General features: G+C 64.5%; 21 protein-coding genes. 12 read left to right on the top strand and 9 right to left on the bottom strand.

Features of this window, described 5'->3' with window-relative positions:
• The first annotated feature begins 2 nt into the window (after positions 1-2).
• On the top strand, positions 3-548 hold the full coding sequence (locus tag ZRA01_RS09980; RefSeq protein ID WP_141351718.1) for an NUDIX domain-containing protein: 546 nt from the start codon (positions 3-5) through the stop codon (positions 546-548).
• Between the two features lie 323 nt (positions 549-871).
• Here ZRA01_RS09980 and ZRA01_RS09975 read toward each other — a convergent pair whose 3' ends face one another.
• From ZRA01_RS09975 to ZRA01_RS09955, 5 genes are all read right to left on the bottom strand, one after another.
• Complete coding sequence (locus ZRA01_RS09975; RefSeq protein ID WP_141351716.1) at positions 872-2,254, bottom strand: phosphomannomutase/phosphoglucomutase; 1,383 nt, start codon at positions 2,252-2,254, stop codon at positions 872-874.
• 80 nt (positions 2,255-2,334) lie between these two features.
• Entirely contained in the window at positions 2,335-3,312 is a 978-nt protein-coding gene (locus tag ZRA01_RS09970; RefSeq protein ID WP_141351714.1) for a hydrolase, read from the bottom strand.
• The gene (locus tag ZRA01_RS09965) at positions 3,312-3,743 is read right to left on the bottom strand and encodes a YybH family protein (protein WP_141351712.1); all 432 of its coding nucleotides are present in this window, start codon (positions 3,741-3,743) and stop codon (positions 3,312-3,314) included. The genes ZRA01_RS09970 and ZRA01_RS09965 overlap by 1 nt, the downstream gene beginning before the upstream one ends.
• A gap of 164 nt (positions 3,744-3,907) precedes the next feature.
• Entirely contained in the window at positions 3,908-4,108 is a 201-nt protein-coding gene (locus ZRA01_RS09960) for a zinc-finger domain-containing protein (protein ID WP_141351710.1), read from the bottom strand.
• A gap of 18 nt (positions 4,109-4,126) precedes the next feature.
• On the bottom strand, positions 4,127-5,047 hold the full coding sequence (locus ZRA01_RS09955; protein ID WP_141351708.1) for a branched-chain amino acid transaminase: 921 nt from the start codon (positions 5,045-5,047) through the stop codon (positions 4,127-4,129).
• Positions 5,048-5,162: 115 nt separating this feature from the next.
• Here ZRA01_RS09955 and ZRA01_RS09950 point away from each other — a divergent pair, with 115 nt between their 5' ends.
• Genes ZRA01_RS09950 through mnmA form a run of 3 tightly spaced genes read left to right on the top strand, consistent with a single transcriptional unit; the run spans position 5,163 to position 7,295 of the window.
• Positions 5,163-5,621, top strand: a complete 459-nt coding sequence (locus tag ZRA01_RS09950; protein ID WP_218028695.1) for an NUDIX hydrolase — start codon at positions 5,163-5,165, stop codon at positions 5,619-5,621.
• A complete protein-coding gene (locus ZRA01_RS09945) occupies positions 5,618-6,196 on the top strand; it encodes a hypothetical protein (RefSeq protein ID WP_141351704.1) in 579 nt (192 codons plus the stop codon). Before ZRA01_RS09950 ends, ZRA01_RS09945 begins: the two co-directional genes overlap by 4 nt.
• Positions 6,186-7,295: a tRNA 2-thiouridine(34) synthase MnmA gene (gene mnmA / locus ZRA01_RS09940; RefSeq protein WP_141351702.1), complete on the top strand. Its 1,110-nt coding sequence runs from the start codon at positions 6,186-6,188 to the stop codon at positions 7,293-7,295. Before ZRA01_RS09945 ends, mnmA begins: the two co-directional genes overlap by 11 nt.
• Positions 7,296-7,368: 73 nt before the next feature.
• Here the strand turns inward: mnmA and ZRA01_RS09935 are convergent, their stop codons facing one another.
• Entirely contained in the window at positions 7,369-7,998 is a 630-nt protein-coding gene (locus tag ZRA01_RS09935; protein WP_141351700.1) for a lytic transglycosylase domain-containing protein, read from the bottom strand.
• 3 nt (positions 7,999-8,001) lie between these two features.
• A complete protein-coding gene (locus ZRA01_RS09930) occupies positions 8,002-9,720 on the bottom strand; it encodes a proline--tRNA ligase (protein ID WP_141351698.1) in 1,719 nt (572 codons plus the stop codon).
• 153 nt (positions 9,721-9,873) lie between these two features.
• On the opposite strand from ZRA01_RS09930, the gene ZRA01_RS09925 reads away from it, so the two are divergent.
• From ZRA01_RS09925 to coq7, 3 genes are all read left to right on the top strand, one after another.
• A complete protein-coding gene (locus ZRA01_RS09925; RefSeq protein ID WP_141351696.1) occupies positions 9,874-10,422 on the top strand; it encodes an RNA pyrophosphohydrolase in 549 nt (182 codons plus the stop codon).
• 139 nt (positions 10,423-10,561) lie between these two features.
• Positions 10,562-11,089 (top strand): CNP1-like family protein, encoded by a 528-nt coding sequence (locus tag ZRA01_RS09920; protein ID WP_141351694.1) that lies wholly within the window; start codon positions 10,562-10,564, stop codon positions 11,087-11,089.
• 26 nt (positions 11,090-11,115) lie between these two features.
• Entirely contained in the window at positions 11,116-11,736 is a 621-nt protein-coding gene (coq7, locus tag ZRA01_RS09915) for a 2-polyprenyl-3-methyl-6-methoxy-1,4-benzoquinone monooxygenase (protein WP_141351692.1), read from the top strand.
• 30 nt (positions 11,737-11,766) lie between these two features.
• Here coq7 and ZRA01_RS09910 read toward each other — a convergent pair whose 3' ends face one another.
• Positions 11,767-12,183: an OsmC family protein gene (locus tag ZRA01_RS09910; RefSeq protein WP_141351690.1), complete on the bottom strand. Its 417-nt coding sequence runs from the start codon at positions 12,181-12,183 to the stop codon at positions 11,767-11,769.
• 513 nt (positions 12,184-12,696) lie between these two features.
• Between ZRA01_RS09910 and rplM the strand changes: the two genes are divergently transcribed.
• From rplM to erpA, 4 genes are all read left to right on the top strand, one after another.
• The gene (rplM, locus tag ZRA01_RS09905; protein WP_141351688.1) at positions 12,697-13,125 is read left to right on the top strand and encodes a 50S ribosomal protein L13; all 429 of its coding nucleotides are present in this window, start codon (positions 12,697-12,699) and stop codon (positions 13,123-13,125) included.
• A 10-nt stretch (positions 13,126-13,135) separates the two neighbouring features.
• Positions 13,136-13,528, top strand: coding sequence for a 30S ribosomal protein S9 (gene rpsI / locus ZRA01_RS09900; RefSeq protein WP_141351686.1), 393 nt, complete (start codon positions 13,136-13,138; stop codon positions 13,526-13,528).
• A gap of 126 nt (positions 13,529-13,654) precedes the next feature.
• Positions 13,655-14,683 (top strand): N-acetyl-gamma-glutamyl-phosphate reductase, encoded by a 1,029-nt coding sequence (gene argC / locus ZRA01_RS09895; RefSeq protein ID WP_141351684.1) that lies wholly within the window; start codon positions 13,655-13,657, stop codon positions 14,681-14,683.
• 100 nt (positions 14,684-14,783) lie between these two features.
• Complete coding sequence (erpA, locus tag ZRA01_RS09890) at positions 14,784-15,134, top strand: iron-sulfur cluster insertion protein ErpA (RefSeq protein WP_141351682.1); 351 nt, start codon at positions 14,784-14,786, stop codon at positions 15,132-15,134.
• A gap of 66 nt (positions 15,135-15,200) precedes the next feature.
• On the opposite strand, the gene ZRA01_RS09885 is transcribed toward erpA, so the two are convergent.
• Positions 15,201-16,526, bottom strand: coding sequence for a M23 family metallopeptidase (locus ZRA01_RS09885; RefSeq protein WP_141351680.1), 1,326 nt, complete (start codon positions 16,524-16,526; stop codon positions 15,201-15,203).
• A gap of 74 nt (positions 16,527-16,600) precedes the next feature.
• Here ZRA01_RS09885 and tyrS point away from each other — a divergent pair, with 74 nt between their 5' ends.
• Positions 16,601-17,800, top strand: coding sequence for a tyrosine--tRNA ligase (gene tyrS / locus ZRA01_RS09880; RefSeq protein ID WP_141351678.1), 1,200 nt, complete (start codon positions 16,601-16,603; stop codon positions 17,798-17,800).
• The last annotated feature ends 26 nt before the right edge of the window (positions 17,801-17,826 follow it).

Below are 17,826 nucleotides of genomic sequence, written 5' to 3'. Positions count from 1 at the left end.
CCATGAGCAGCTGGCGCTTCTGCCCCCAATGCGGCAGCCCCCTCGAGTGGGGCGAGATGGCCGGCGCCGAGCGCCAGCTATGCTTCGCCCCCGGCTGCGGCTTCGTGCGCTGGGACAACCCGCTGCCGGTGGTGGCGGCCGTCATCGAGTGCGTGGACCGCGACGGCGCCATCCTGCTGGCCCGCAACCACGCCTGGCCCGACAAGATGTTCGCGCTGGTCACCGGCTTCCTCGAGCGGGGCGAAACCCCCGAAGCGGCGGTGGCGCGCGAGGTGATGGAGGAGGTCGCCCTCGAAGCCGTGTCGGTGAAGCTGCTGGGTGCCTACCCGTTTGCGCGCAAGAACGAGATCATCATCGGCTACCACGTGCAGGCCCGCGGCGAGATCCGCCTCAACGAGGAGCTCGCCGAATATCGCCTGGTCCGCCCCGAGCAGCTGCGCCCCTGGCCCCAGGCCACCGGGCTGGCGGTGCGCGACTGGATGCTCGCCCGTGGCATGGTGGTGCCGGAGATCGCCGAGGGCAACCTGTTCGTGCATGCGGATATTTGATGCTCAGACTTGAACTCGCTCAAGTCAGACTTGACTGAGTTCAAGTCTGAGCCCGGTGAGTTCAAGTCCGACTTGAGTGTTTGTTGCTGAAACTTGAGTGACTTCAAGTTTGAGCTTCGCGAGTTCAAGTCTGACTTGAACTTTTGATGCCTGGACTTGCAAGTGTTCAAGTTGGACTTGAACTTTTGATACTTGGACTTGAAGTGATGCAAGTCTGAGGTCGGCGAGTTCAAGTTTGCGGCCTGGACGCTTTCCATGGCCACCCAAAAAAACGCCCCGGGGCTTTCACCCCGGGGCGTTTGCATTGAAGCGGCGGAGGCGCCTCAGAACGGCAGCTGCACGCCCGGCCACACGCCTTCGATAGCGCGGCGGAAGTCGGCCTGGATACGGGCGATGGCGGCTTCGTTGTCGGCCTCGAAGCGCAGCACGACCACCGGGGTGGTGTTGGACGGGCGGGCCAGGCCGAAGCCGTCGGCGTATTCGACGCGCACGCCGTCGATGGTCAGGATGCTCTCGGCGCCTTCAAACTTGGCCTCGGCCTTGAGCTTGTCGACCAGCGCGAAGGGCTCGCCCTCGTTCATCTTGATGTTGAGCTCGGGGGTGCTGACGGCGTCCGGCAGGCCCTTGAGCACCGGGTTGGCGTCGGCGTGGCGGGATACGATCTCGAGCAGGCGGGCGCCGGTGTACAGGCCGTCGTCAAAGCCGTACCAGCGCTCCTTGAAGAACACGTGGCCGCTCATCTCGCCGGCCAGCGGGGCGCCGGTCTCCTTGAGCTTGGCCTTGACCAGCGCGTGGCCGGTGTTCCACATGGTGGGCTTGCCGCCGCGGGCGGTGATCCAGCCGGCCAGGTTGCGGGTGCATTTGACGTCGTAGATGATCTCGCCGCCCGGCACGCGCGAGAGCACGTCCTCGGCGAACAGCATCAGCTGGCGGTCGGGGAAGATGATCTCGCCATCCTTGGTGACCACGCCCAGGCGGTCGCCGTCGCCGTCGAAGGCGAGGCCGATCTCGGCGTCGGTGTCGCGCAGCGCGCGGATCACGTCGGCCAGGTTTTCGGGCTTGGACGGGTCCGGGTGGTGGTTGGGGAAGTTGCCGTCGACCTCGCAGAACAGCTCGACCAGCTCGCAGCCCATACGCTTGAAGAGCTCGGGCGCCACCGCGCCGGCCACGCCGTTGCCGCAGTCCATCACGATCTTCATGGGGCGGGAGAGCTTGACGTCGCCGAGGATCTTGCTGACGTAGGCGGGCACCACGTCGGCCTGGGTGAGCTTGCCGGGGATGGCGGCGGTGACGAGATTGCCGTCGATGATGCGCTGGCGCAGGGCCTGGATCAGCTCGCCGAACAGGGTCTGGCCGCCCAGCACCATCTTGAGGCCGTTGTAGTCGGGCGGGTTGTGGCTGCCGGTGACCGACACGCAGGAATTCGTGCCCAGCTCGTAGGCGGCGAAGTAGGTGAGCGGGGTGGGCACGCAGCCCACGTCGATGACGTCGACCCCGGCGGCGCGGATGCCGTCGGCGAGGGCGCCGGCCAGGGCCGGGCCGGACAGGCGGCCGTCGCGGCCGACGGCGATGGCCTGCTGCTTGCGGGCGACGGCTTCCGAGCCGAGGGCGTGGCCGATGGCGCGGACGGCTTCGACGGTCAGGGTCTTGTCGACGATGCCGCGGATGTCATAGGCCTTGAAGATCTCGGGGGCGGGGACGAACATGAAAGCTCCGGTGCACAAAGGATGAAAGATGAATTATACGCCGCCCGCCATGACCGCCCCGCGTCATCGGGCGCGCCGCTTCAGGCTTTGCTGGCTTCCGTGAAAAAGCGCACGAGGCGCCGGGGCAGCCAGCCGAGCTGGCCGGGCCAGGGGCCGCTGACGAAGCCGACGTGGCCGCCCTCGGCCGGTTGTTCGAGCAGCACCGCCGGCGCGACGTCGGCCGGGCCGGGCAGGTTGCCGGCGGGCATGAAGGGGTCGTTGCGGGGGTTGAGCACCAGCGTGGGCACGGCGACGCTGGCCAGCAGCGGCTTGCTGGAGGCGCGCCGCCAGTAGTCGTCGCAGTCACGAAAGCCGTGCAGCGGGGCGGTGACGAGGTTGTCGAACTCGTGCAGGTTGCGCGCCCGCAGCACCTCGGCGGGGTCGAACAGCCCGGGATGGGCACGCAGCTTGGCGATGGCGCGGTCCTTGAGGGTGGCGAGGAAGTGGCGGGTGTACACCCGGTTGAAGCCGCGCGTGAGGTGATGCCCCATGGCGGCCAGGTCGAGGGGGGCGCAGACAGCGGCGGCAGCGTCGATGTGCCGGCTGGCGGCCGGGCCGCGGGTGCCGAGCCACACCAGCAGCGCGTTGCCGCCGAGGGAGACGCCGGCGGCGTAGCGCGGGGTGCCCGGGTGGCGGGCGGCGATGCGGGCGAGGATCCACTCGATCTCTTCGGCGTCGCCCGCGTGGTAAGCGCGGGCCTGGCGGTTGGGCTCGCCCGAGCAGCCGCGGAAGTGGGGCACCACGCCGTTCCAGCCGATGGCGGCCAGGTGGCGCATCAGGCTGCGGGCGTAGGGGGAGCGGCTGGAGCCTTCCAGCCCGTGAAAGAGCACCACCAGCGGGGCGCCTTGGGTGTGGGGAAGCCAGTCGAGGTCGATGAAGTCGCCGTCGGGGGTGTTCCAGCGCTCGCGCTGCAGGCGCGGCAGGGGGCCCTTGCAGAGCAGCGGCCAGATGGTCTGGGCATGGCCGCCGGGCAGCCAGGCCGGCGCGCGGTAGCTGTCGGCGGGGCTGGCCGGGGGCATCAGTGCACGATGTGCGGGCTGTCGCTGCCGTGGAGGTTGTCGGTGTCGGGCGCGGGGGAGGCGTGGTGCAGGACCATCTTCCAGCCGACGGCGCCGCGGCTGAAGACGTTGGTGGCGATGATCGGCGGGTGCAGCCGGTGGTCACCGTCGATGTGCACGTGCTGGTGCACGGTGTGCACGGCGGTCATCACGTTGAGCCACTGCACCGGCCGGCTCGGTCGGATGATGAGCCGCGTGCCGCTCTCGAAGAGCTGGCGCCACGATTCGCGGATGGCCGAGAGGCCGATCAGGCGGATGCTGCCGGGGTGCACGCAGACGACCTCCTCGTCCTCCGACCAGACGGCCATCATGCCGTCGAGGTCGGCGCGGGCGAGGGCGGCGTAGAAGGCGCTTTCGGCTTCTTCGGGCGAGGTGAAGATCGAGCTGCTCATGCGGGAGTCTCGCAGGGAAGGAGGACGTGGGTTGGAGCCAGGCATCCGGCAGCAGGATGCGGGCGCCGCCGGGGATGCCGTGGTGATCTTGCCGGGCCGGAGCGGACCCACGTGACACGGGGGCGTTGCCGCCCCCGTGCTGGCCTCAGCCTGGCCCGGCAGAATCAGTGATGCCCTTTGGGCAGCTCGCCGGTGAACACGTACTTGGCGCCGCAGTAGGGGCAGCTGGCCTTGCCGTCGTGGGCCACATCGAGGAAGACCCGCGGGTGACGCGCCCACAGCGGGGCGTCGGGCATCGGGCAGTGCAGCGGCAGATCCTTGGCCGTTACTTCGATCGGTTTGGATTTATCCTGATTCTCGGGCATGGAGGTCTCCGTGGGCGGTCAGACGTGGGACAGCCAGTGGGCGTACTCGGGCGCCTGGCCGTTGACGATCTCGAAGAAGCGCTTCTGCAGCTTGTGGGTCACCGGGCCACGCTTGCCGTTGCCGATGATGCGGCCATCGACGTCGCGGATCGGGGTGACTTCGGCGGCGGTGCCGGTGAAGAAGGCTTCGTCGGCCACGTACACGTCGTCGCGGGTGACGCGGCGGGACTGCACTTCCATGCCGAACTCCTTGGCCACCTGGATCACCGAGGCGCGGGTGATGCCGGTGAGGGCGGAGGCGATCTCGGGTTCGTAGATCACGCCGTCCTTGACCAGGAAGAGGTTCTCGCCGGCACCTTCGGCCACGAAGCCGTTGGTGTCGAGGAGCAGCGCCTCGTCGTAGCCGGCTTCGACGGCTTCGGCGTTGGCGATGATGGAGTTGGCGTAGGTGGACGACAGCTTGGCGCGCGGCATCGTCACGTTGACGTGGTGACGGGCGTAGGAGGAGATCTTGACGCGGATGCCGTTCTCGAGGGCTTCCTCACCCAGGTAGGCGCCCCACGGCCAGGCGGCGACGGCCACGTGCACGGTGGCGCCCTTGGTGGAGATGCCCATCTTTTCGGAGCCGTAGAAGGCGATCGGGCGCAGGTAGCAGGATTCGAGCTTGTTGGCGCGGACGACCTCGAGCTGGGCCTCCATCAGGACTTCCTTGCTGTAAGGGATGTCCATCATGTAGATCTTGCCGGAGTTGAGCAGACGCTGGGTGTGCTCGGCCAGGCGGAAGATCGCAGTGCCGCTGACGGTGTTGTACGCACGGACGCCCTCGAAGACGGCCAGGCCGTAGTGGAGGGAGTGGGTGAGCACGTGGGTGGTTGCCTCACGCCACGGAACGAGTTTGCCGTCGTACCAGATGAAACCGTCGCGGTCTGCCATAGACATGGTGGGGGTTCTCCAACTGAAATCAGTAAATTCAAGCCCGCGATTCTAGCGCATTCCGCAAGCCTGCGGACCCTCGTGCCGAAGGGGGTAAAATGCGGATATTTCTGCGGACGGAATGGGCATGGAAATCTGGAAGCCGAACGTGACGGTGGCGGCGGTTGTCGAGCGGGACGGGCGCTTTCTGGTCGTCGAGGAGGAAACCGACGACGGCCTGCGCTTCAACCAGCCGGCGGGGCACCTGGAGAAGGGTGAGTCGCTGGTGGCCGCGGCGGCCCGGGAGGCCCTCGAGGAGACGGCCCACTGCTTCCGGCCGGAGTTCCTGGTGGGCATCTACCAGTGGCCCAAGCCGGGCAGCGACATCACCTACCTGCGCTTCGCGTTCGGCGGCAGCGTCGAGGGCTTCGAGCCGGAGCGACGCCTCGACGACGGCATCGTGCGGGCGGTGTGGCTGAGCCTCGACGAGCTCCGCGCCACGCGGGAGCGTCACCGCAGCCTGCTGATCCTCCAGTGCTGCGAGGACTACCTCGCCGGCCGGCGGTTTCCGCTGGATCTGCTGCGGCACTACGACGCATGATGGGTCGGCGCCTCGGTGCGGTGTTGCTGGCGCTGGCCGGGCTGTCGGCAGGTGGTGCTGCCATGGCCGACGCGCGGGTGGCGATCTGTTTCAATTACGGTTGTCTCGCCGAGGCCGAGGTGGTGTTTTCGGAGGCGCAGCTGGGCGAGGTGGCCGCGTCGCTGGGGCGGGCCGAGTCGGCGGTGGAAGAGCGGGCCATCCTTGGCCAGGTGATGGGGCGCTTGTACCGCTGGGCGGGCACCCAATCGCCGATCAGCGCCGATCGGCCGGGGGATTTCCTCGACGATGGCGTGCATGGAATGATGGACTGCATCGACCACGCGGAGAGCACGACCCGCCTGCTCAAGCTGCTCGAAGGGCGCGGCCTGCTGCGCTTCCATGCGGTCGAGCCGATCCGGCGCCGCACGCGTTGGGTGGTGACCCAGCACTTTTCGGCGGTTGTCCGGGAGAATGCGGAGGCGCCCCGGGTGGGCGCCAGTTTCGTTGTGGATACGTGGTTCGGGGAACATGGCGATCCAGCCGTGGTGTTGCCCCTGGAAGATTGGCTGGATGGAGAGGGACCGAATGTCTCGTAAGGAAAAAGTCGTCGTCGGCATGTCCGGCGGCGTGGATTCGTCCGTGGCGGCGCTGCTGCTCAAGCAGCAGGGCTACGACGTGGTCGGCCTGTTCATGAAAAACTGGGAGGACGACGATGACGACGAATATTGCTCGACCCGCCAGGATCTGGTGGATGTGGTGTCGGTGGCCGATGTGCTGGGCATCGACCTCGAGGTGGTGAACTTCTCGAAGGAGTACAAGGACCGGGTGTTTGCCGAGTTCCTGCGCGAGTACGAGGCCGGCCGCACGCCGAACCCCGACATCCTGTGCAACTCCGAGATCAAGTTTCGGGCCTTCCTCGACCACGCGCTGGCGCTGGGCGCCGACCGTATCGCCACCGGCCACTACGCCCAGGTGCGCGAATGGACCAACGACGGGCGCACCGAATTCCAGCTGCTGAAGGCCGAGGATGGCACCAAGGACCAGAGTTATTTCCTGTATCGCCTGAACCAGGCGCAGCTCTCGAAGACGCTGTTCCCGCTGGGCGGCCTCTACAAGCGGGAGGTGCGCAAGATGGCCGAGGCGGCCGGGCTGCACGTGTTCGACAAGAAGGACTCGACCGGCATCTGCTTCATCGGCGAGCGGCCGTTCCGCGAGTTCCTGTCCCGCTACCTGCCGGCAAAGCCGGGCGAGATCCGCACCCTGGAGGGTGACAAGGTGATCGGCCAGCACCAGGGCCTGATGCATCACACCATCGGCCAGCGCAAGGGCCTGCTGATCGGTGGCCTGAAGGGCAACCAGGATGAAGCCGGCGAGCACGACGCGTGGTATGTGGCCCAGAAGGACGTGGCGAAGAACGTGCTGTACGTGGTGCAGAGCCACGACCACCCGGCGTTGCTCAAGGATCGCCTGTTCGCCACCGAGCTGTCGTGGGTGTCGGGCCGCGATCCGCGCACCCACTGGGTGTACACCGCCAAGCCGCGCTACCGCACGCCCGATGCGCCCTGCGAGATCGATGCGCTGGCCGATGGCCGCGCCGAGATCGCCTTCGCCCAGCCCCAGTGGGCGGTGACGCCGGGGCAGAGCGTGGTGATCTACGAGAGCAAGGTGTGCCTTGGCGGTGGCATCATCGCCTGAGGCCTGTCGGCACAAAAACACACAGGGCGCCGCGGCGCCCTGTTTTTTTTGAGCTGCTGCAGAAGCCCGGCGGCTAGTTCTGGGCGAGGCGCAGGTTGGCCGGGTAGCTCCAGTTGCGCTCCCAGGCGGCGCGCACGAGGTTGGGGTACTCGGCCTTGCCGAGGCTGCCGTTGTAGCGACCCAGGGCGCGGAAGAGGTCGCCTTTCTCGATGTCGAGATAGTGGCGCAGGATCGTGCAGCCGAAGCGCAGGTTGGTGCGCATGTGGAAGAGGTTGCTCTCTTCGTTGCCGATCAGCTTGGCCCAGAAGGGCATCACCTGCATGTAGCCGCGGGCGCCGGCGGTAGACAAAGCGTATTTCTTGAAGCCGCTCTCGACCTGGATCAGGCCGAGCACCAGCTGTGGGTCGAGCCCGGCGCGGGTGGCTTCGTAGTGCACGGCGCGCAGTAGTTCGGAGCGGTAGGCCTCGTCGGGGATGCGCCGGGCGAGGCGCTGGGACATCTCGGCGAGCCAGCGCGCCCGCTCGGGGGAGCGCTGGAAGCTCGGGTCGAGGGGCGCCTGGTCGGCCACCGCGGCGTGCAGGGCGGCCTGCACGCTGGCGGCCAGGGGTTCGTACTGCTGGTTGCCGGCCTGCGCCCCCGCGCTGCTCATGCCCGCGGTGAGCGCGAGAAAGCCCTGAAGGAGGAGGGGGCGCAGCGCCTTCATCGTTCAGCCCTTCAGCTTGGCGATGACGGTGGCGGCTACGTCGGCCACGGCCAGCTTGGTGGCCTCGGCGTCGCGACGGCCCTGGTATTCGACGACGCCTTCCTTCAGGCCACGGTCGCCGATCACCACCCGGTGCGGAGTGCCGATGAGCTCGTTGTCAGCCAGCAGCGAGCCCGGGCGCTCGTCACGGTCGTCGAGGAAGGCGTCGATGCCGGCGGCCTGCAGCTCGGCGTAGAGCGCGTCGGCGGCGGTGCGCACGGCTTCGGACTTGGCGTAGCCCATCGGCACGATGGCGACCTGGAAGGGCGCCATGGCGTCGGGCCAGATGATGCCGCGGGCGTCGTTGTTCTGCTCGATGGCGGCGCCGAGGATGCGCGACACGCCGATGCCGTAGCAGCCCATCTCCATGATCTGCTCCTTGCCCTGCTCGTTGAGGAACTTGCAGTTGAGGGCTTCGGCGTACTTGGTGCGCAGCTGGAAGATGTGGCCGACTTCGATGCCGCGGCAGATCTCGAGGGTGCCCTTGCCGTCGGGCGACGGGTCGCCGGCGACCACGTTGCGCAGGTCGGCCACCTCGGCCTCGGGGAAGTCGCGGCCGATGTTGACGCCGGTGTAGTGGTGGTCGTCTTCATTGGCGCCGGTGACGAAATCGGCCATTGCAGCCACCGTGCGGTCCATCACCACGCGGCCGGCAAAGCCCACCGGCCCCAGCGAGCCGGCGTTGGCGCCGAAGGCGGCGAGGATGTCGGCGGGGGCGGCGAAGGTGAGCGGGTTCTTGACGCCGGCGACCTTCTGGGCCTTGACCTCGTTGAGCTCGTGGTCGCCGCGGAGCAGCAGGAGCACCGGCTTGTTGCCAGCGGCTTCGTCGCCATCGACGACGATGGCCTTGACGGTGGCGGTGGCCGGCAGCTTGAGGAAGGCGGCGAGCTCGTCGATGGTCTTGACGCCGGGGGTGTGCACCTTGGTGAGCGCGGCGGATGCCGCCGGACGCGGCGCGGCCGGGGCGAGGGCTTCGGCCAGCTCGACGTTGGCGGCGTAGTCGGAGTCGGGGCAGTAGGCGATGTCGTCCTCGCCGGTCTCGGCGATGACGTGGAATTCGTGGGAGCCCGTGCCGCCGATCGAGCCGGTGTCGGCAGCCACCGCGCGGAACTTCAGGCCGAGGCGGTTGAAGATGCGGTGGTAGGTGTCGTACATGTTGCGGTATTCGCGCTGCAGATCCTCGAAGGAGCTGTGGAAGGAGTAGCCGTCCTTCATCACGAACTCGCGGCCGCGCATCACGCCGAAGCGCGGGCGGATCTCGTCGCGGAACTTCGTCTGCACTTGATAAAAGTGCTTGGGCAGCTGGCGGTAGCTGCGCAGGTCACGGCGGACGACGTCGGTGATGACTTCTTCGTGGGTCGGGCCGACGACGAAGTCGCGGTCGTGGCGGTCCTTGAAGCGCAGCAGCTCGGGGCCGTAGAAATCCCAGCGGCCGGATTCCTGCCACAGCTCGGCGGGTTGCACCGCGGGCATCAGCACCTCGATGGCGCCGGCTCGGTTCATTTCTTCCCGGACGATCGCCTCGACCTTGCGCAGGGCGCGCAGGCCGAGGGGCATCCAGGTGTAGATGCCGCCGGCGAGGCGTTTGATAAGGCCAGCACGCATCATCAGCTTGTGGCTGATGACTTCGGCGTCGGAAGGGGCTTCCTTGAGGGTCGAGAGGAAGAACTGAGAGGCACGCATGACGGAATCCGTTGTGAATACAGCCCTGGATTTTACCGTGCACCGGGGCTCTGGCGGCGTGCGACGTGTGGCGACCTGATTCGGGCGCGCTCCTTTCACGGGCGGTGGAATTGTGGAAGAATTCTGGCCAGTTCATGAATTGAAGGTTGCACCATGCTCGACCGTGAAGGCTATCGGCCTAACGTCGGCATCATTCTGGTGAATGCGCGCAACGAGGTTTTCTGGGGCAAACGGATACGAGAACATTCCTGGCAGTTTCCGCAGGGCGGAATCAAGCACGGCGAATCGCCGGAACAGGCCATGTACCGTGAGCTCTTCGAAGAAGTCGGCTTGAAGCCTGAGCACGTCCGTATCATCGGCCGCACGCGCGGCTGGTTGAGGTACGACGTGCCCAAGCACTGGATCAAGCGTGAGTGGCGCAACACCTATCGCGGGCAGAAACAGATCTGGTTTCTGCTGCGGCTGGTGGGGCGCGACTCGGACGTTTGTCTGCGCGCGAGCAATCACCCGGAGTTCGATGCCTGGCGCTGGAGTTATTACTGGGTGCCGCTGGAAGCGGTGATCGAGTTCAAGCGGGGGGTGTATCAGTCGGCACTCCTCGAGCTTTCCCGTCTGTTGTTCCGCAACATGTTCTTTGAGGTGCCGGCGAGCTATCTTCCGCCCGGTGGTGCGGACGGGCATACTGAAGCGCCGCCCTCCTGACTGGGGCGGGGGATCCCGCGTGCGGTTTCCCCCGCTACAGAAAGCCCGCAAAGGCTTTGTCTGCGTGGCCTGCAGCAGGCCCGCGGGGCGGCCTGGAGTCCGTCTCTTTCATGTTCGCCTCCGTGGGGCCGAATACATCATGTACAAGTTTTTTTGCCGGCTTGGTGCCGGGGGGCTGGTGGCACTCGCTCTGGGTTTCGCCGCGCTGCCTGCGTCGGCCCAGCGTACGGCGCTCTTCGAGGAAAGCACCGCCGCCGAGTGGAAGGAGGCGGAGGTTCGCCTCCCCGCTTATCCCTCGAGCGCCGACCTCATCCCTCTGGATGTGCGCAGTCCGACCCGCACGCAGTTTTTCATCGATGTCCGCTCCCTGAGCCTTGCCGAGGATGGCGTGGTGCGCTACACCCTGGTCGTGCGTGGGGCAGGCGGGGCGGAGAACGTGAGCTTCGAAGGAATCCGCTGCGCCACGGCGGAGCGCAAGCTTTACGCGCTGGGGCGGAGCGGCGAATGGGTGCCTTCCCGCAGCGATGCCTGGCACTGGATTGCCGATAACGCGCTCAATCGCCATCATGCGGTGCTGGCCAAAGAGTATTTTTGCCCGCCTGGTGCTGTTCGGCCGTCCTTGCCCGAGATCCTCGATCTTCTCCGCAGGGATGCGGGTGTGCGCTGATTGTTCTGATTGCCGGGGTGTTAGAGATGATTGACCAGTTGATAATCGGTTTCGACCGGGCCTTGCGCACAGTTTTTGCCAATGCCCACACAGTGCGCCCTGTTCCTGGCGAAGCGCAACCAGAGGCGGAAATGTCCGAAGAGGAGCGGCGCCATGCGGCGGCATTGATGCGCGTTAATCACTGCGGTGAAATCTGCGCACAGGCGCTCTACCAGGGGCAGGCCCTGATGTCGGACAACGAGGGCATCAAGAAGGCGCTGGCCGGCGCCGCCCAGGAGGAAACCGAGCATCTGGCCTGGACCGAGAGGCGCATTGCCGAGCTGGGCGGGCGCAAGAGCCTGCTCAACCCCCTGTGGTACGGCGGCTCGCTGGCCATCGGCATGCTCGCGGCGCGCTTCGGGGATCGGGCCAATCTGGGTTTTCTGGCCGAAACCGAGCGTCAGGTCGAGGCTCACCTCAAGAGCCATCTGACGCGGCTGCCGGAGCAGGATCTGCGCTCCCGCGAGATCGTCGAGCAGATGAAGGTCGATGAGGTCGCGCACGCAGAAACGGCCCTGCAGCTCGGTGGTGTCGAGCTGCCCGGGCCGGTGAAGGCGGCCATGAAGGCCGGCTCGAAGCTCATGACGGGCGTCGCCTACTGGGTTTAGCCGGCGGCGCCGCGGCCCGGCTTGCCGGGCTCAGGCTTCGACGATTTCCCAGGTGTGCTCGATCTCGGCGGTCTTGCCGAGCATGATCGTCGCAGAGCAATACTTCTCGTAAGACAGCTTGATGGCGCGCTCAACCGAGTCAGGTTTGAGGTTGCGCCCCGTCACCGTGTAGTGGAAGGCGATCCGGGTAAACACCTTGGGATCGGTGTCGGCCCGCTCGGCTTTCAGGCTGACGGTGCAGTCGATGACGTCCTGGCGGCTGCGCTTGAGGATCAGCACCACGTCGAAGGCCGTGCAGCCACCGGCGCCGGCCAGCATCATCTCCATCGGCCGGGGGGCCAGGTTGCGGCCACCGGCCTCGGGGGCGCCATCCATCGTCACGACGTGGCCAGAGCCGGTCTCGGCCATGAAGGTCATGCCGCCGACCCACTTCACTACACATTCCATCCTTGCGTCCTTTGAAAACGGCTGTTGGGGAGGCCCGCATTGTGCGGTTCAGGTTGTGATTGTAGCGATCCCCGGCAGGGCGGGCTTGCCGGATTTTGCCGCGACGCAGCATTTTGGGCGGGGTTCATGCGCAGGAGTGTGCGGCCTCCTTTCCGGGTATGTGATGTTTTTCAACTTTAAAACAATGTGTTGTAGGGGTTTTCCCGACAATCACTGGTATTTATGCAGGCATTCAAGGATTTGTGTGGCGACGCACAAAAATGGCTTGTGTTTGCCCGGTGAGTGCCAGGATAATCAAGCTAGTCCAGTTGCTTTTGTGGTCTGAAGCGGCTGAAAGGTGTCTCCTCCACCCTCCTCCTTTGGTGTGGATTTAGCGCAGACCTCCCCGGTCTGCGCTTTTTTTGTCCTTGCTGCGTGATAGCATTTGACATCGGTCCAGGCTGCGCGATAGAATCCGCGGCTTTCCGAATTATGGTCGTTCCCGGTGTCGGGAAAAGTGTCTAAGGAATCTTCATGAAAACGTTTTCTGCCAAGCCGCATGAGGTCAAGCACGACTGGTTCGTTGTCGACGCGACGGATCTGGTCCTTGGTCGGCTTGCTTCCGAAGTTGCGCGTCGCTTGCGCGGCAAACATAAAGCTATCTACACCCCGCACGTTGATACCGGCGATTACATCGTCGTCGTCAACGTCGAGAAGCTGCGCGTGACCGGCAACAAGGCCCAGGACAAGAAGTACTATCGTCACTCCGGTTACCCGGGCGGCATCTACGAAACCAACTTTACCAAGCTGCAGCAGCGCTTCCCCGCTCGTGTTCTTGAGAAGGCCGTCAAGGGCATGCTGCCCAAGGGTCCCCTGGGCTACGCCATGCTCAAGAAGATGAAGTGCTACGCCGGCGCCGAGCATCCGCACGCCGCCCAGCAGCCCCAAGTTCTCGCGATTTAAGGAGCCGACAATGGCTGTGACTTACAACTACGGTACTGGTCGTCGCAAGTCGGCTGTTGCCCGTGTGTTCATCAAGAAGGGCTCCGGCAACATCGTCGTGAACGGCAAGCCGGTTGACCAGTTCTTCTCCCGCGAAACCGGTCGCATGATCGTTCGCCAGCCGCTCGTGCTGACCAACTTTGTCGACACCTTCGACATCCTGGTCAACGTTACCGGTGGTGGTGAATCCGGCCAGGCTGGTGCCGTGCGTCATGGCATCACCCGCGCCCTGATCGACTACGATGCGGAGCTCAAGTCCCCGCTGAAGAAGGCCGGTCTGGTGACTCGCGATGCCCGTGAAGTCGAGCGTAAGAAGGTCGGCTTCCGCAAGGCGCGTCGTCGCAAGCAGTTCTCGAAGCGTTAATCGCTTCCGGGCTGTACCAAAAAGCCGCCCTCGGGCGGCTTTTTGTCATCTGGGAGTAGTATCTTCGGCTGATGTCTTGTTGGAGCCGGCTCAAGGCTGGCGATTCATTTCCTGTTGGGGGCGAGCATGATCAAAGTTGGTGTGGTGGGTGGTACCGGTTACACGGGCGTGGAGCTGCTGCGTTTGCTGGCACAGCATCCGGAGGTGGAGATCAAGGCAATCACCTCTCGCGGTGAGGCGGGACTGCCTGTTGCGGACATGTTCCCCAGTCTGCGTCGGCGCGTCGATCTGCGCTTTGTCGATCCTCAGTCTGCGGATCTTGCCGCCTGTGACGCAGTGTTCTTCGCCACCCCCAATGGGATTGCCATGCAGCAGGCCGTCGAGCTGGTGAATGCGGGCGTCAAGGTCATCGATCTGGCGGCCGACTTCCGCATCACTGACGTCGCTGAATGGGAAAAATGGTACGGGATGAAGCATGCCTGTCCCGAGCTGGTCGCTGAGGCGGTTTACGGTCTGCCGGAGGTGAATCGTGAGGCGATCAAGGCTGCGCGAGTCATCGCGAACCCGGGCTGCTACCCGACGGCCGTGCAGCTCGGTTTTCTCCCGCTGGTCGAGGCTGGCGTCATCGAGCTGGACAGCCTTGTGGCGGACGCCAAGTCGGGCGTGTCGGGCGCCGGGCGCAAGGCGGAGACTCACATCCTGTTCTCCGAGTCTGCCGACAACTTCCAGGCCTATGGCGTGGCTGGCCATCGCCATCTGCCAGAGATCCGCCAGGGCTTGTCGCGCTACGCCCAGGCTCCGGTGGGGCTGACCTTCGTGCCGCACCTGACGCCGATGATCCGCGGCATTCATGCGACGCTGTATGGCCGCCTCAAGAAGGATGTGGATCTGCAAGCGCTGTTCGAGGAGCGTTTTGCCGGTGAGGCGTTCGTTGATGTGATGCCGAAGGGCTCGCATCCTTCCACTCGCTCCGTGCGCTCTGCGAACATGTGCCGCATTGCCGTGCACCGTCCGCAAGGGGGTGACGTGGTCGTCGTCTTGTCGGTGATCGACAATCTCGTGAAGGGGGCGGCTGGCCAGGCGGTACAGAACCTCAACATCCTGTTCGGGCTCGCCGAAACCACGGGCCTGGGCCAGATCCCGGTGATGCCCTGAACTAAACACGACTAGATTTGTCGACTATTTGTTGTTGGCGTCTTGACCTGAAGGTCGGGCGCTGACCATAATTCGAAGATAAATTTGAAGGAGTTGTTCCATGAACGCCGTAACTGATACGCCGAGCCCGTTGGTCTTCACTGACAGCGCCGCAAACAAGGTTAAAGAGTTGATCATCGAGGAGGGGAACCCCGACCTCAAGCTTCGGGTTTTCGTAAACGGTGGCGGCTGTTCAGGCTTCCAGTACGGTTTCACCTTCGACGAGATCCTCAACGACGATGACACCGTGATGGAAAAGGATGGCGTGAAGCTGCTGATCGACCCGATGAGCTACCAGTATCTCGTCGGTGCTGAAATCGACTACACGGAAGGCCTGGAAGGCTCTCAGTTCGTGATTCGCAACCCGAACGCGACGAGCACTTGTGGCTGTGGCTCCTCTTTCTCGGTTTGACTCTGGCTGCTAGCAGTCCATGAAAAAGGGCGCCAATGGCGCCCTTTTGTTTGGGCTGCACCCTATCTAGTCGAGAAATACCGTCTTGCTCTGTTCCAGATGGGCGAGTTGGGCGGTTAGTGGGGCGATCTGGGTCTCGAAGCTGCGCAGCTCGGCTTTTGTGAGCGCGGCGGCGTTCGGCAGTGAAACCGTAAGCGGATCCTGATGGACGTCATTGATGCGGAATTCATAATGCAGGTGAGGGCCGGTGGACCAGCCTGTGCTCCCCACAAAACCGATGATTTCCCCTTGGCGTACCTTGTTGCCGGGCTTCAGCCCGCCGGCAAAGCCGCTCAGATGACCGTATCCGGTGGTGTATTTTTCTCCGTGGCGCAGGACGATGAAGTTGCCGTAGCCGTTTTGCTGACCGACGAATTCGACGATGCCGTCTGAGGTGGCCTTGACGGCGGTGCCATGGGGAGCGGAGTAGTCCACCCCCTTGTGTTCGCGCCAGACGCCCAGTACCGGATGAAGGCGCATCGAGAAGCCGGAACTGACCCGGGAGAACTCCAGCGGGGAGCGCAGAAAGCCGGCCTTGTGGCTCCTGCCGTCCTGGCTGTAATAGTCTTCGTGGCCGTCAGCTCCGCGGAACAGATAGGCCGAGTGGCGAACCCCTCGGTTGATGAACTCTGCGGCGAGAATGCGCCCGGTCCGGATGGCCCGGCCCCGGTGGTAGAACACCTCGTAAACCACATTGAAGCGATCGCCCCGGCGCAGGTCGGCGTGGAAGTCGATGGCGTCGCCGAAAATGTCCGAAAGTGCTTCGGCGACGCTGTCAGGCAGGCCGGCGATGTCTAGGGCGGAGAAGATGGACGACTGGATCGTCCCGCTCTGCATGTGCACGCGGCTTTCGAGCTCTAGGGGCTTTTGAGTGACCTCGAGTTGCCCGTTTCTGGGTTCGATGACCGGGGTTGTTTCGGCGCCCGGCTGGGCAAGGGTGGCTGTTACCAGTCTGCCCTCCGCATTGCTGGCCACGGTGAGGGTTGCCCCCGGACGGAATGCGCCGGCTAGTTGCTTGAGGAGCTTCTGGGTGTTTGCCTGGGAGATCTGGGCGCTGTCGGAGACGCCCAGCCGCCGCAGGGCGGTGCCCAGGCTTTCGCCGGAGCGGACGCGGTCTTCGCGAATGAAGGGGTGTTCGTCGTGGCGACTGATGCTGATCGGTGGGGTGCCGAGTTGCTGAACGACAGTCTCTGTGGAGAAAGGGCTTTCGCTTGCGCCAGGGACAACTGCTATCGCCGCCGCCATGCCCACGGCTGAGCCGATGGCCACACTTGCCATTCGCCAAAGCCGCGCCGGGTCGGTTTCACGCAGCTTTTTGAGATGCGCTAAAATCGACGTCTTTTCTTCACGCATCAGACTTTCCAAGCAAAAATAAGCTTCGGAGTCTACCAAAAACTGCGCAGGTCGGGACTTGTGCGAGGATAAATATGACTGAAATCACAGAGATGCTGGGGCTCATCAAGCGTGGGGCCGACGAGCTTCTGGTTGAGAGCGAGTTGGTTGAGAAGCTCAAGAGCGGCCGCCCTTTGCGCGTCAAGGCTGGCTTCGATCCGACGGCGCCCGACCTTCATCTTGGTCACACCGTGCTGATCAACAAGCTCCGTCATTTTCAGGAGCTGGGGCACCAGGTGCTCTTCCTGATTGGCGACTTCACCGGGATGATCGGAGACCCCTCCGGAAAGAACACCACCCGCCCGCCGCTGACCCGCGAGCAGGTCCTCGACAACGCGAAGACCTACCAGGAGCAGGTTTTCAAGATTCTTGACCCTGAGCGAACCGAGGTGTGCTTCAACTCCAGCTGGATGGAGGCGCTCGGGGCGTCGGGCATGATCCGCCTTGCCGCGCAGCATACCGTCGCGCGGATGCTCGAGCGCGACGATTTTTCCAAGCGCTACGCCGCTCAGCAATCTATTGCCATTCACGAGTTTCTGTATCCGCTCTGTCAGGGCTATGACTCAGTGGCGATGAAGGCCGACGTGGAGCTCGGCGGTACGGATCAGCGTTTCAACCTCCTCGTTGGTCGCGAGTTGCAGAAGCATTACGGCCAGCCGCCCCAGTGTGTGCTGACCATGCCGTTGCTGGAAGGTCTTGACGGCGTAAACAAGATGTCCAAGTCCCTGGGTAACTACATCGGGATCTACGAGCCGCCCAGCGAGATCTTTGGCAAGGTCATGTCGATCTCTGACGAGCTCATGTGGCGTTACTACACGCTGCTCTCGTTCAAGCCGACGGCGGAAGTCGAAGGGCTTCGCCAGTCGATCGCTGAGGGCAGGAATCCGCGTGACGTCAAAGTCTTGCTGGCTCAGGAGCTGGTTGCCCGTTTTCACGGGGCCGCTGCGGCTGTTGCTGCCCTCGAAGACTTCGAAGCGCGTTTTCAACGGAACGCCATACCGGATGATCTGCCCGAGGTCTCGCTGATTGCTGGTGAGGCAGGGTTGGCGATTGCTGGGGTTCTCAAGCAGGCTGGCTTGACGGCGAGTACGTCAGAGTCTCTGCGAATGATTGACCAGGGAGGGGTTCGGCTGAATGGAGAGAAGCTCTCTGATAAAGGGTTGCTGCTGCGCGCTGGCGAGACGGTCGTGCTTCAGGTTGGCAAGCGGAAGTTCGCGCGAGTGAGCTTCTGGTGATTTTCTTTATCAATCCTCTTGACGCC

Origin of the sequence: Zoogloea ramigera (assembly GCF_006539865.1) — a bacterium.
In the GTDB taxonomy this organism is placed as follows: Bacteria; Pseudomonadota; Gammaproteobacteria; order Burkholderiales; family Rhodocyclaceae; genus Zoogloea; species Zoogloea ramigera.
This window is presented reverse-complemented; position numbering and strand designations above follow the sequence as displayed.